Origin of the sequence: Pseudoalteromonas sp. SR41-8 (genome assembly GCF_014163915.1) — a bacterium.
In the GTDB taxonomy this organism is placed as follows: Bacteria; Pseudomonadota; Gammaproteobacteria; order Enterobacterales; family Alteromonadaceae; genus Pseudoalteromonas; species Pseudoalteromonas rhizosphaerae.
The window spans coordinates 20211-34454 of record NZ_JACJEE010000019.1; the positions used below are offsets into that span (position 1 = coordinate 20211).

At 39.6% G+C, this 14244-nt stretch carries 12 protein-coding genes; 6 read left to right on the forward strand and 6 right to left on the reverse strand.

The window, feature by feature from the left end; all coding sequences use genetic code 11:
• Positions 1 to 32: 32 nt before the first annotated feature.
• The 3 genes from H5162_RS13495 to H5162_RS13505 all read right to left on the reverse strand — a co-directional run bounded on the left by H5162_RS13495 (position 33) and on the right by H5162_RS13505 (position 2518).
• Positions 33 to 545, reverse strand: coding sequence for a DUF2489 domain-containing protein (locus H5162_RS13495; RefSeq protein WP_220493612.1), 513 nt, complete (start codon positions 543 to 545; stop codon positions 33 to 35).
• Entirely contained in the window at positions 545 to 1129 is a 585-nt protein-coding gene (gene yihI, locus H5162_RS13500) for a Der GTPase-activating protein YihI (protein ID WP_145238440.1), read from the reverse strand. The genes H5162_RS13495 and yihI overlap by 1 nt, the downstream gene beginning before the upstream one ends.
• A gap of 756 nt (positions 1130 to 1885) precedes the next feature.
• On the reverse strand, positions 1886 to 2518 hold the full coding sequence (locus H5162_RS13505; RefSeq protein WP_145238437.1) for a cytochrome c: 633 nt from the start codon (positions 2516 to 2518) through the stop codon (positions 1886 to 1888).
• Positions 2519 to 2813: 295 nt separating this feature from the next.
• Between H5162_RS13505 and yihA the strand changes: the two genes are divergently transcribed.
• Positions 2814 to 3476 carry a ribosome biogenesis GTP-binding protein YihA/YsxC gene (yihA, locus tag H5162_RS13510; RefSeq protein ID WP_145238434.1) on the forward strand — a complete coding sequence of 221 codons (663 nt, stop codon included), beginning with the start codon at positions 2814 to 2816 and terminating at the stop codon, positions 3474 to 3476.
• Here yihA and H5162_RS13515 read toward each other — a convergent pair whose 3' ends face one another.
• A complete protein-coding gene (locus tag H5162_RS13515) occupies positions 3477 to 3998 on the reverse strand; it encodes a DUF1285 domain-containing protein (RefSeq protein ID WP_145238431.1) in 522 nt (173 codons plus the stop codon).
• A complete protein-coding gene (locus H5162_RS13520; protein WP_145238428.1) occupies positions 3998 to 4585 on the reverse strand; it encodes a YceI family protein in 588 nt (195 codons plus the stop codon). The genes H5162_RS13515 and H5162_RS13520 overlap by 1 nt, the downstream gene beginning before the upstream one ends.
• A 437-nt stretch (positions 4586 to 5022) precedes the next feature.
• Here H5162_RS13520 and H5162_RS13525 point away from each other — a divergent pair, with 437 nt between their 5' ends.
• The gene (locus tag H5162_RS13525; protein ID WP_182735058.1) at positions 5023 to 5943 is read left to right on the forward strand and encodes a triacylglycerol lipase; all 921 of its coding nucleotides are present in this window, start codon (positions 5023 to 5025) and stop codon (positions 5941 to 5943) included.
• A 3-nt stretch (positions 5944 to 5946) separates the two neighbouring features.
• Positions 5947 to 6756, forward strand: coding sequence for a lipase secretion chaperone (locus H5162_RS13530; RefSeq protein ID WP_182735057.1), 810 nt, complete (start codon positions 5947 to 5949; stop codon positions 6754 to 6756).
• A gap of 136 nt (positions 6757 to 6892) precedes the next feature.
• On the opposite strand, the gene polA is transcribed toward H5162_RS13530, so the two are convergent.
• Positions 6893 to 9628, reverse strand: coding sequence for a DNA polymerase I (polA, locus tag H5162_RS13535; RefSeq protein ID WP_145238419.1), 2736 nt, complete (start codon positions 9626 to 9628; stop codon positions 6893 to 6895).
• A gap of 567 nt (positions 9629 to 10195) precedes the next feature.
• On the opposite strand from polA, the gene elbB reads away from it, so the two are divergent.
• The 3 genes from elbB (at position 10196) to H5162_RS13550 (ending at position 14197) form a co-directional block, all read left to right on the forward strand.
• Positions 10196 to 10846: an isoprenoid biosynthesis glyoxalase ElbB gene (elbB, locus tag H5162_RS13540; protein WP_182735055.1), complete on the forward strand. Its 651-nt coding sequence runs from the start codon at positions 10196 to 10198 to the stop codon at positions 10844 to 10846.
• A gap of 191 nt (positions 10847 to 11037) precedes the next feature.
• Positions 11038 to 11430 (forward strand): cytochrome c5 family protein, encoded by a 393-nt coding sequence (locus H5162_RS13545; protein ID WP_145238413.1) that lies wholly within the window; start codon positions 11038 to 11040, stop codon positions 11428 to 11430.
• A 193-nt stretch (positions 11431 to 11623) separates the two neighbouring features.
• Positions 11624 to 14197, forward strand: coding sequence for a diguanylate cyclase domain-containing protein (locus tag H5162_RS13550; protein WP_404936310.1), 2574 nt, complete (start codon positions 11624 to 11626; stop codon positions 14195 to 14197).
• The last annotated feature ends 47 nt before the right edge of the window (positions 14198 to 14244 follow it).

The window sequence follows — 14244 nt, forward strand, 5'->3', positions numbered from 1 at the left end:
CCGAGGTCTGCTTTTTTATTGATACTATAAAATTAGTTAAACACCACGTTTTCGCTACCAGGGGCTGCTTTAAACTCTTCAATGATTTTCTCACAGTCAGCTTTAATTTGCTCTGCATGAGTTTCTTCAGCACGCCAGCGAGCGCTGTCTTGTTTAAATATTTCTTTTTTCGAATATTTTTTACGAGCGTCATGAGTTGGCATTTCTTTTACCACTTCATACATCGCAAATATGCCTGGATAACGCCCTGGAAGGTCTTCGTCATCCGTAAAGCTGTATTGCGACATTAGCACCCAAATACGCAAACTCCCTTCTGAGAACTCACATTGCTCTTGGTGCATAGCACGGGCGATTAAATGAATGCTGTCTGCGAGCTTGGCATTTCGCTCTAAGCGTGACTTAGCTAACTTAGCTTGCTGCTTTACCTGCTCTTTCGCGATCAGTTTTTTTTGCGCACTGAGTTTATACAGTAATTGGCCAGCATAAAATGCCAGCCCCGCAATGATCACAGCGCCAACACTCAGAGCCAAGATCATTATGTTCATTATTTATCGTCCTCGTCATCTAACCATTCATTGGCTAAATCATTCGACAAGTAATGATCAAAGTCACTATTAGCTTCTTCGCTAAACTCTTCATCATCAAAATCGTCAGCTTCGTCTTCAATACCAAGCAATTCACATAACACTTGATGACGTGCAATACGGCTGTTGAAGTATTTAGCATCTTTACCTGTTAATAACTGGCCACTTTCATGTAACTCAACCAGCTTCAATAAGCGCTCATCATTTTCTAGCGCTTCTAATTCTTGCTCTGGTGAAAGTTCAGGCTGAACTACTTTTTTCAGTTCAACTTGTGGCTTCAAGTTACGTTTAAGCTCAATAACTGGTTCAGCTGCAACGGCAATTAAAGGGATTGGTTTTTTACTACCAACACGTTTATCTTTATGTTGCTGATTACTATTACTCTCAGGCTGTAAAGCGTCTATCGAGTTACGTGAACCTGGCTTTGCACCTTTGGTCTTTTTAACGCGTTGTTCTTTCAATGCACGCATTTCTTTAAGCTTATCTTTGCTTAAACGAACAGGACCGTTAGACGGGATTTTACGTGACTTTTTAGTTCTACTCATATCTTGATCATCTCACTTAAGAGGTTTTGAGCAACGCGCATTTTAGCGTTGCGATGCTGGCCTTGCCAGAAGAATTCGGTTTGTGCGGATTGAGGTTGGGTAACTCGACTACTTGCGCACTTTCTATACATTTAAGTATAAACAATGGCTATTGTAACAGGACAAATAAAAAGGCGGTAGAGAAAACATCTCTACCGCCTGCTAATCTGAGCGCCATTTAACTGGACACTTCTCCCTTCGACTTTTTAGTCTTTATTATTGTTATTATTTTTGTTGTTCCATGTTGTTATTATTTTTACCTTCCGTGTAACATTCCATTTTGTTTTTATTTTAAACTTCCGTGAGATTTTATTATTCTCGGTCTTCATTGACTCTTTTTTAATATTCCTTCGGTGACATCAACCGATGTCTTATCCCCGATAATCACGTCACACTACTTTCCGTGTAGTTTAGTCCATTTTGTTCTTATTGTTTCAGCGACAGGGGTTAATTTACGCATTAATAATTTTGTTACAACTAATTTATATAATTTTTCTTACGCAATACAAATTGCAACATAACCAAAACATTAAATTACAATGAGTTATAATAAAAACAAAAATAAAAATAGGATTTGGCTTACAGCAGGATATGGTCAATGTCTTACAAGGAAAGAGGTAATATCGACAAAACAAAAAATACAAAAAAAGCAGCCTGAGCTGCTTTTTGTAACCACTATAGATTTTAGGATTAATAATAAAATTAATCTATACTACTTTAGTGTAGTCCACCTAAGTACTTAGAAAGCACTTCGATATCTTTGTCAGTTAGCTTTTTGGCAATATCTTGCATCATGCCATTTAAATCATTATGACGCACACCATCACGGAATTTCTCAAGCTGTGACTTGATGTATTCTGGATGTTGAAAAGAAATTTTTGGAAACTTAGCTAATGATGAGCCATTACCACGTGGACCATGACATGCTGCGCATGCTGGAATACCACGTTCTGCGTCACCTGCTTTATAAAGCATGGCGCCAACGTCAACGATATCTTTAGGTGTCTCACCTTCAGACATGTTAAGTGACGAAAAATAAGCAGCCAAATCTTTCATGTCTTGATCGTTCAATGGCATTGCCATCGCGCTCATGACTGGATCCATACGACCCTCTTTACCGCCTGAAGTCATACCTAACTTCAATTCAGTAAGTTGCTTATAAATATAATCCGCGTGTTGGCCTGCAAGTTTTGGGTAGATATTAACCGGCGCATTACCGTCTGGGCCGTGACAAGCCGCACACGTTGCTGATTTTTCTTTACCTGCGTTTACATCGCCATCAAATGCTGTTGCGTTGCTTGCTGACAACGCACCAAGCAATATAGTTAAAGATAGTGCTATTTTTTTCATGGTGAATTCTCTGTTTCCGACCCTGTATCATCTACAATATGGATGTTGTGATTTATATATTCTACACGATAATAAATTCTCTGGCACGTTTTCTACTCATATTAAACTTATAAATTATAGGGTTTTGACCTAGATTAAGCTTTGACCATATCATTTTAGTTGATTTTAGGCTGTTATCTTAGTCCAAATGCGCTTTTTAATAGTGTAGTAATAGTATAAAATGCGCCCCTTAAGTGAACTTTAATTAAGTAAAGTTTACTCGCTGTAATACTTAATTAAGTTTCTAGGAGAGCCTGTGCTCAAATCTCGTATCAAATATAACACTGCATCGTTCGTTACCAGCGCTCCAGATATCACTAAATTGCCTGCTGATACGGGAATTGAAGTTGCCTTTGCTGGCCGCTCCAACGCCGGTAAGTCTAGCGCCCTAAATGCATTAACTGACCAAAAGCTGGCACGTACTAGTAAAACCCCTGGCCGTACGCAACTGATCAACACATTTGAATTAGCCGATGTTGATGATATGCGTCTAATCGATTTACCTGGCTATGGTTTTGCTAAGGTACCGATCGAAATGAAAAAGAAATGGCAAAAGTCATTAGGTGAATACCTGCAAAAACGTCAAAGTTTAAAAGGTATCGTGATCTTAATGGATATTCGTCATCCTCTTAAAGATTTAGACCGCGATTTAATTAATTGGGCAATTGGTAGTGAAATTCCAGTATTGGCACTATTAACTAAAGCCGACAAACTAAAGCAAGGTGCACGTAAAGCACAGGTGCTGCAAGTTCGTCGCGAGTTAAGCAGCTTAGAGGGTGATATTACCGTTCACGCGTTTTCATCTTTAAAAGGCACAGGATTACCTGAAGTTGCTAAGAAATTAGATGAATGGTTCCTAGGGCCAATTGTTGCAATACCACCTACTGATGTTGAACAAACTCCTGAATCAGATGCTTAATCACACGTTTAAATAAAAACGCTGACCCGCAGATTGAATGAAATAGCCTTGCTTATCAGCTTGTGCTATTTCTGCCCACTGATAAAACACACTTCTTGATACCCGAGCACTACAGCCATACGGTAACTGTAAATACGGCACATCATTGCCCTGATAATCTTGTACTACTAAAGGTTGTTCGCAGGTTACTAGCCAAGTTCGCTGTAAATTATCCACACAACATAACACTTGCCCTTGCTCTGTCATTTCAAAGCGCCAATTTACGATTATAAAGGGAGCATCATGGACAGTAATAGCTATTTTTTCGATTGGTGTTTTTAAGTAAAAAGTATCCTGCTCTTTGCAAAGAACTGAGGCAAACAGCTTAACCATAGCGATACGAGTAATTTTACTGCCACCGTATAACCACTCACCTTGCTGATTGATGATAATTGGCAGCTCGCCACAATGCTGCGGCTGCCATTGAGAAAATGGCTTGCTTGGCTGCTCAAGTGCAGTGGCAAGCTCATTCAAAGAGTGCATTATTTAAGCTTGTTCATCGTTAATGAAAAACTAACAGGTACTGCCGTTGCTATCGATGGTAAACCTGCTAACTTTTGCAATTGCATAATGCCATCAATGACAGCAAAGTCTGCGCCATTTATGATAATTGGGCTCATTGATGAAACGCTGATATCCCCTTGCGATGACAAGTTGGCTATAACATCCAGTGTAATCTCTTTCTTAGCACCATGAAAATCAAGTTCAGCACTAATACCTTTAAATACATGTTGGCCAGGCTTAAGCGCTTTTAATTGCGTGCTTAAATTAGCTGTTATGGTTGCGGTTGGAAACTTCGCTGTTTCAAATAACAACTTGGTCATGCGTTCATTACGGATAGGGATCATCGTTTCAACTGAGCTCAGATCAATATCAACTGAGAAAGAGCCATCTTCAGCTAAACTACCTGACACATTTTTGAAGTGATGCACTTCAGCAATACTATTTGACTTAATAGACACAAAACTTACTTTGCTTTGATCATTGTTAACCTGCCAATCAGCACAGGCAACACCAGAGACTAATAGGCTTGATAACGAAAGACCTAATATCGCAATTGATTTAACCATCACGCATTCCTTTCAAAATGAAAATGAGATTCAATGGTATCACTTGTTCTATGAAGTGCAATCAATAGCATAATAAATAACAGAGACAAAAAAACGACCCAACAAATTAATGCTGGGTCGGTATAGCAAACTGGGGAGAAGCTATCAATACGAGCACTCTTTCGAGTGCATCATCAACAGGATGTCCTACAGGATGAGGACGACGCGGACTTTACCAAACTAACCATGATAAATAAACTAAATACAGGTACTAACTAGTCGAATTGATAAACATATAACTAATACTACAAATTGCATGTTAATTTAACTTAATATTAACATTGAATTTCAGCTCAAAATTTGCTCTATTAACTAATTAGAATAAAAACTCCACACACTTTGTCTGTAAACAGCAGTTCAAAGCGTGATCAAACACACACAATAAAAGAGCACTGATCATGAAAAAAATAACCACTCTATACTTATGCTGCCTGCTATTTATCTTCAGTAATAGCGCTAATGCAGGCTATACCCAAACTAAATACCCAATTGTATTAGCACATGGCTTGATGGGTTTTGACGATGTATTAGGTGTCGATTATTTTTATCGGGTACCAGCAAGCCTCAGTCGTGATGGCGCACAGGTTTTCGTCACGGCCGTATCCTCGCTGAATAATTCTGAACAACGAGGCGAGCAGTTACTACAGCAAGTTGAACAGATTATTGCACTAACTGGTACAACAAAAGTAAATCTCATTGGTCATAGTCAAGGTGCGCAAAGTATTCGCTATGTTGCCTCACTACGCCCCGACTTAGTTGCCTCAGCGACCAGTGTTGGCGGTGTTAATTTTGGTAGCCCTGTTGCTGATGTGGTGCGCCAAGGACTGACTCCTGGATCTAAGCTAGAAGGTATAGCTAAAACAGCCTTTGATGCATTTGGCGGGTTAATCGCATTACTCTCTGGCAATAGTCAGTTACCACAAGATGCGCTTGGTGCACTGGAGAGCTTAACCACTGAGGGCGCGCTGGCCTTTAATCAAAAATATCCAGAAGGCCTACCTGCTGAGCAATGCCAGCAAGGACCTATGTATGCCAGTAATGGCGTATATTACTTTTCTTGGAGTGGTACTCGAACTTTAACAAATATATTTGACCCATCAGATGCAGCACTGGCGATCACTGCAATACTGATCCCAGGCGATGACGATGGCTTAGTCTCTCGTTGTAGTAGCCATTTAGGTTATGTATTAAAAGATAATTACCGCATGAATCACCTTGATGAAGTGAATCAACTGATTGGCTTTCATCATTTATTTACAACCGATCCACTGACAGTCTACCGTCAACATGCTAATCGCTTGAAAAAATTAGGCTTATAAACAATGAAGCAGTTGCTCATTTTAGTGTTAGTGATATCTATCACTAGCACCGCTATGATTTTTTTACTCAGCGACGATAAGCTTACAAGTGCAACGCCACCACATGTCGATCAACCGATGGCAATCGATAGCATTTTTGAACACGTTATTTTAGCTAGCCAAGAGTCCGGTGAGTTTAGTGCTTCGCAGGCTCTAGAACAGTGCGAAAAGTTAGCTGCATGCGAAATCAATAGTGAGCTATTTAATCGCTACCTCAGCTTTAAAATAGCGCTGGCAGAGCTGCAGCAACAACTCGCTCATTTGCCGCTAAGCGAACAATTAATTGCAATGATCGCTTTTCAACAACGCTACTTCAATGCAGCTGAAATCACTCTTTTATTTAACGATGATAATGAGTGGCAGCACTATACAATTGCCAAGCTTGAAATTAATCAGAACAACCATATTAGTGATGAATTAAAGCAACAATTGTTATCTAATTTAGAGGGCGAACAACCTGAGCGTATTACCCAGGCACTTAAACCTAGTAACGATCTAAAAGCTTTAAACACTGAGCTAAAAGATGCCCTGCAACAACAAGACTACAATCAACTGGCAGCGGAATTTGGCGATGCTGCGGCAACAAGGTTAATCGCTCTAGAGCAGCAGCGCCAGCAATGGCAAACATTGAGTGAGCAACTCAAACAACAAATTAAACAGTTAAAACAACACTATGAGCCACAACAAGCAGAGCAAAAAATTACCCAGCTACTTGATGAGCATTTAACCACAAATCAAAAGCGACGGTTTTTAGTGTTATATCCATTGCATTAAATGAGTGACCTATTATAGCGTTAAGAAAGTAGCCGAATGGCCACCTTTTAAAAAACTGACTACCCTATTCACAGACATAAAAAAGCGCGGCTTCACTCAATGCAGCCGCGCTTATATGATTTAAAAAGCTCAGTGATTAATGGGCTTGTTGCCAATTATCTCCGCTATCAGCTTCAACCACTAATGGCACATCTAATTTCGCAGCATCAGACATTAACTGGCAAATTTCTGCGGTGTATTGCTCAACACACTCAGTTTTGATTTCAAATACCAATTCATCGTGTACTTGCATCAGTAATTTAACCGTATTCGGTGCTTGTTCATACACCCATTTGTTGACTGTTAGCATGGCTTTTTTGATGATATCAGCAGCGGTGCCTTGCATTGGTGCATTAATCGCAGCACGTTCGGCTCCTTTACGGCGCGCGCCATTACGGGCGTTGATCTCTGGTAAATGTAAGCGACGACCAAAAATAGTTTCAACATAGCCATTTTCGGCAGCTTTCTCACGGGTTGATTCCATGTACTCAAGCACACCAGGGAAACGTTCAAAATACTTATCAATGTAATGTTGCGCTTCATGGCGCGGTACATCAAGTTGACGTGCTAAACCAAATGCTGACATCCCATAAATTAAACCAAAGTTAACCGCTTTAGCTTTACGGCGCATATCCGTGGTTACATCTTCTAACTCAACACCAAACACTTCCGCAGCAGTTGCACTGTGTACATCAAGACCATTGGCAAACGCATTTAACAAGCCTTTATCTTGCGATAAGTGCGCCATGATACGTAGTTCGATTTGGCTGTAATCGGCAGCCACTATTTTATAGCCATCTGCAGCAATAAAAGCCTCACGAATACGGCGTCCTTCTTCTGAACGAATAGGAATATTTTGCAGATTAGGATCGCTTGAACTTAATCGGCCAGTTGCCGTTACCGCTTGATGATAAGAAGTATGCACACGCTTCGTTTGCTCATTAACTATCAGTGGTAATTTATCAGTGTAGGTTGATTTAAGCTTAGATAAACCCCGGTGCTCAATAATAACTTTAGGCAGCGGGTAATCGTGAGCCAACTCTTGTAGTACTTCTTCAGCTGTAGAAGGTGCGCCTTTTGGCGTTTTTTTAATAACTGGCAGTTCAAGTTTTTCAAACAACAATACTTGCAATTGCTTTGGTGAGCTTAAGTTAAATGGTTCACCAGCAATCTCATGCGCTTCTTTTTCCAGCTCAATTAAACGCTCACCCAAACGCTGGCTGTGCGCGGCAAGCATTTTGCTATCAATCGCAACACCGGTGCGCTCAATATCTGAAATAACGCTGACAAGCGGCATCTCTATATCTTCAAATACCGATTTAAGCTTTTCATCGGCTGCAAGTTTCGGCCATAATACTTGGTGTAAACGAAGCGTAATATCCGCATCTTCTGCGGCATAAGGTGCCGCTTTATCAAGTTCGATTTGATTAAATGTCAGCTGCTTTTTACCTTTACCAGCAATGTCTTCAAAACTGATATTTTTATGGCCTAAATATTTTAGCGCCAACGAGTCCATATCATGGCGAGTACCAACACTATTAAATACGTAAGATTCAAGCATAGTATCGAATTTAATACCCTTTAGCTCAAAACCGGCATTAGCCAATACACTCTTATCATATTTTAAATTTTGACCAACTTTAGCTTTGTTTTCATCAGCTAAAATTGGCCCGATCTTCGCCATCACCGTCTCTAAACTTAACTGTTCAGGCGCACCAGGATAATCATGGGCAACCGGTAAATACACGGCTTCGCCAGCTTTAACAGCAAAGCTCATCCCGACAAGTTTAGCTTGCATGTAATCAAGGCTGGTTGTTTCAGTATCAAAGGCAAATAGTTCAGCGGCATTTAATTGCTCGACTAAAGTATCTAATTGCTCTGTTGTCAGGATTGTTTCATAATGAGCATCAGCCACTTGCGGTAATTCATTCGCTTCACTAGGGATAGCCAAGTGAGTGTCTGCATCTTTTGGATTATCTAATAACTCAGCTAACCAGCGACGGAACTCACACTCGCCATACAAGGCAATCAGTTCATCGCGATTTGGCTCTTGCAATTTAAAGGTATCTAAGTCTGATTCAACTTCAACATCGCATTTAATGGTAGCCAGTTCATAACTTAGCGGTAAATGATCGACTGCGGCGGCAAGCTTTTCGCCGATCTTACCTTTGATCTCACCGGCATGATCAAGCACACCTTGTAATGATCCGTATTTTTGTAACCACTTAACCGCCGTTTTAGGGCCGCATCCATCGACACCTGGGATATTATCTACTTTATCGCCCATCAAAGCTAAGTAATCGATGATCAGTTCAGGACCAACGCCAAATTTTTCAACCACAGTGTCTGGATCAGAAATACTGTCGGTCATGGTATTGATCAAAGTGACATGCTCATTCACTAACTGAGCCATGTCTTTATCACCGGTTGAGATCAATACATGGCGCTGCTGCTCTGAAGCAATACGGGCGAATGTACCAATTACGTCATCAGCTTCAACACCCTCAATACTAATAAGCGGAAAACCCATCGCCCTAATAATATCGTGCAGTGGCGCTATTTGCGTGCGCAAATCATCGGGCATTGGCGGGCGGTTGGCTTTGTACTCACTGTACATATCATTACGGAAAGTTTTACCTTTAGCATCAAAAACCACCACCATATGGCTTGGATCATACTGTTTGATCAGGCTTTTCATCATGTTAACAACGCCGTAAATAGCGCCTGTTGCTTCACCTTTTGAGTTAGTTAAATGCGGTGGTGAATGATATGCACGGAATAAGTAGGAAGAGCCATCGACTAAAATAAGTGGATTTTCAGGGATCTGAGCCATGATGTAATTGGATCCTAAATAAGAGAAAACGAAATATCTGTAAGCATGCCATAAGGGCACGCATAAAACGACTGTGAATTAAGCTTTGTTTAAACCGTTAAATAAGAGTAAGTTGTGGATAACTATGTAGATAACACCCACAAGCTATTCCTCCAAAGTAATTTAAAACTACTTAGAAACAAGTTAAGTGTATGTTTTGTTTTAAAAAGATAATACGAGGTTCTTTTTTTATTATTTTTATCACAATGTGGAAAAACATTTTATTGCTTTGCTTGATTGTGGCTTTTTACAACTAAAAAACGGTTAATTCATTCCTTATAAATAACCGGACGAGCATTCTACCACAATGGATCAAAGATCATAGCGATCCTTTATAATTTTTTCCTATTAGCCAACTTTAAAAAAAGCATATAGCGCGTTTTTGCTCTGCCTCGAGTGGATTGATCAAATAAAAATAATCTTTAACTCATCATTATTGATGATCACAAAATGATCTTAATAAGGCCATAACAGTCAGCAAAAGTCATGCTAAACTTACTTTATGAATAATAAATAAGGGCATAGTATATGAAAAAAATAGCTGTAATTTTAGCAGGTTGTGGAGTTTATGACGGTGCAGAAATCAACGAAGCCGTATTAACGTTATTACATATTGCCAAAGCCGGAGCAAGCTACCAGTGTTTTGCCCCTGATATTGAGCAATTGCACACGATCAATCACCTGAATGGGGAACAAATGACCCCTAACCGGAACGTATTAGTCGAAGCGGCACGCATTGCCCGTGGCGATATCAAAGCGTTAACACTATTAGATGCTAATGACTTTGATGCTTTGATTGTGCCTGGTGGATTTGGCGCAGCTAAAAACCTGTGTGATTTTGCGATCAATGGTGCGCAAGCACAATTAAACCCTGAAATGCTCCGTGCTGCTAAAGCATTTGCGAATGCCAAAAAACCAGCAGGCTATATGTGCATTGCTCCAGCAATGATCCCATTGATCTACAGTGCTGGCGTAAAAACCACTATTGGTAATGATGTTGATACTGCTAACGCACTACAAAGTTTAGGCGCTCAACACATTGATTGTGCCGTAGATGATATCGTAATTGATGAGCAACATAAACTCGTAAGCACTCCAGCTTATATGTTAGCGCAGTCAATTTTAGATGCTGATGCAGGTATTGAAAAACTAGTCGCTGCGCTTTTGAAAATGAGCTAATTAGATGCTACAAAAACCGCAAATCAGTCATTCTAAAGTAGGTGCTTTGTTGCGCTGACGCAAAAAATAGTGTTTTTTCATAAGAAAAATACATCGTAGCGTTTTATAAATTGCGGCTTAGCGTTATAATCGTTCTAAATTCCGTCATCTATCGTGATTGATCACGTTCAAATCGAAGTGAGCAAGGCAAAATGAAAAAACTATCAGCAGCATTATTATTGCTAGCAACCACCGCATACGCACAGCCATATGATAACTCTATGACTGAAGATGCGATCAAAAAACGTATCGCGCCTATAGGTGCCGTTTACTTTGAAGGCGATAAAGCAGCAGTTGCTGAAGTGCCAACAGGTCCTCGTACCGGTGAACAAGTTTACCAAGCGGCGTGCTTTGCATGTCATGGTACTGGCGCACTTGGTGCACCAAAATCAGCAGATGACTGGGCTCCACGCTTAGCTAAAGGCGCAGACACTCTATTAAACCATGCAATTAATGGCTTTAACGCAATGCCACCACGCGGTACATGCATGGACTGCTCAGATGATGAAATAAGCGCAGCTATTGATTTCATGAGCAAAAAATAATACTTAATTCTGTACTTTTTTTTATAAAGGGCTGATTTTTTCAGCCTTTTTTATTATACAAATAAATATTAACCTACCTTTATCACTATTTATTATTATCATTTTCTAATACTATTGTCCGCTTGACGATTCAGCAAAAAAGTGAAAATATAAGACCAATAAATATACAATAATAAAAATCGGTTTAATGTCACTGGAAGATATAACAGCTTTACTACATAAGCTGGAGCATAAAAATAATCGTTTAAAAGCTCTAGTCCAAAAGTATAAGCAATCCCACCACTTACAAAATGCCCTGATCCAATTATCAGAGCAAGCTAGTTCTGTTGCCGAATTAACGCTACTTTACCCTGCGATTCATGATATTTTGCAAGATTATATGCCAAGTAAAAGTTTTTACGTGGTGCTGTTAAATCAATTTAGTAACACCCTTGAACTATCTTACTTTGCTGATGAAAAAGATGGTATATCTGTGCCACTTAATCAAGATAATAATTTTATCCAAGGTGTCACTGGGTATGTGTTTAAGCAAGGTAAAACCACCTACTTCCAAGGTGATGAAATGCAGGCTGCTGCCAACAAGGGGTTATTTAAGTTACTTGGCACACCAGCAGAACATTGGGTAGGCGTCCCGGTATACCGAGAGCAAAGTATTATTGGAGTGCTAGTCGCACAAAGTTACGATAAACAACAAAGCTACTCTGAACAACAAATCGAGCTATTAGAAGTAATGTCGCTCTATTTATCAACAGCTATCGAACGAGTAAAAAAACGCGAACTATTAGAGTCTGAAGTAAAAATAAGAACTCGTGCATTAACACAGAGCAATGAAGCGCTTAACCTCGAAGTAGAACAACATAAAAAAACCCTCGAACGCCAGCATATTTTGTTTAAAATTTCAGAGTTAGCGACGCAAACAAAGCATATCAATGAAGTATATCAACAAGTACATGAAATAATAAAATCAATAACTTACGCTGAAAACTTATACATTGCATTGTATGATCGCGAAACAGGTTGGTTAAACTTTCCGTACTGTGTGGATGAATATAGAGATAATACCCAACCGCGTCCTTTCGCCAAAGGTTATAGCGAATTAGTATTACGTACCGAACAAACTCAGCTTATTGATTGTACTAGAGCACAAAAACTACTCAAGTCAGGCGAAGTCGAGCGACTTGGACAAGTCTCTGACTCAAACTCAGCAACCAGCTGGTTAGGTGCACCATTAAAAACTGCGCAAGGTGTAATTGGCTTAATAACTTGCCAAGCCTACAACCATAAGCATATTTTCAATCAAGACGACTTTGAATTAATTACCTTTGTATCACATCAGATAGCGACTGTATTACAAGCACATTTGGCTGCTCAAGCCTTAAAACAAAGTCATCAACAATTAGAGTTTCGGGTTGCTGAAAAAACCAAAGAGATCCGCCAAACCAATATGCATTTACAAATGCAAATTGAAGAGCGTAAAAAAATAGAGCAACAGCTGTATCATGATGCCCACCACGATCCACTTACTGGCTTGCCTAATCGCAGTTTATTTTTAACCCAATTAGAAAAAACTCTACAGCATTATCAACGTTACCCTGAACAACAGTTTGCTGTGCTGTTTATTGATTTAGACAAGTTTAAGGATATTAACGATCAACTTGGTCACCAAGCTGGTGATCAGTTTTTAATTAGCGTCAGTGAGTCTTTCTCACAATGTATTAGGGAGCACGATTTACTTGCGCGTTTAGGCGGCGATGAGTTTGTTATTTTATTAACTCATTTAACTGATCGTCAACAAGCCGAAGATGTTGCTAAGCGATTAATTGAACTAATGAAAAAACCATTTTGCATGAAAGGTATATGTGTACAAAGTGGTGCCAGTGTCGGTATTACCTATTCGAAAACAAACTACAAGCATACGGATGAAATTATTCGTGATGCTGATGCTGCCATGTATTATGCAAAAAATGCCGGTCGCAGCCGGTTCGAGTTTTACCATCCACTGCTTAGTGCCGGCACCAGCCCGTATGAGTTAGAAACCAGTCATCACTTAGACTCTTTACCAATGCATTTTCGCTGCTCTGAAATTATTACACTTGATGAACAGCATCAGTCAGAGTCGCTACTTGAAGCATTTGGTGAACACCCAGTACTTGGTAGCACTAGTTTTGAAATATTAAAGAAGTTTGCCGCTGATAAAGCACAACAGCTGGAAGTGGAATTACAGTTATTAACTAAAGCGTGTCAACAAATCCAAACGGCACAACTGCAGATGGTGTTATTCCCTTGCTCGGGCTTATTACTGGAAAAAATTGAATTCCAGGCGTTATGCCAAACAATGCAAAACCACAACATAACGAAACAAATTTGTTTATTGTTTAATGAACAAGAGATCCGTTACGCCTCAGCGGTACAAATTAGTAATTTAAAAGTATTGAGTAAACAAGGCTATTCGATTGGCTTAAATGATTTTGCTAAAGATCGCTGCGAACTTAATTTACTATGCGATATTAATTTCGATTATTTATTACTTAGCTCTACCTTTAGTAAACGAGTGTTACAACAACAAAGCTTTGATTTACAACTACAAGGTGTACTAGCAATAACTAAGATAAAACAAATAAAGGTAATCGCGAAAGGCCCTTCAATATTAAATTATAGAGCCTTACTAGACACCCATGGTTTATCACTATTTATTGGTAGGCAGCATGCAATTAGTTCTACAGCAACACTCCCAGCTAACTCTTCGAACGAGCAAATTTTAAATTAACGATATGCGTCGCGGATAACCAGTTTATTATCCGCAGCTCAGATGAA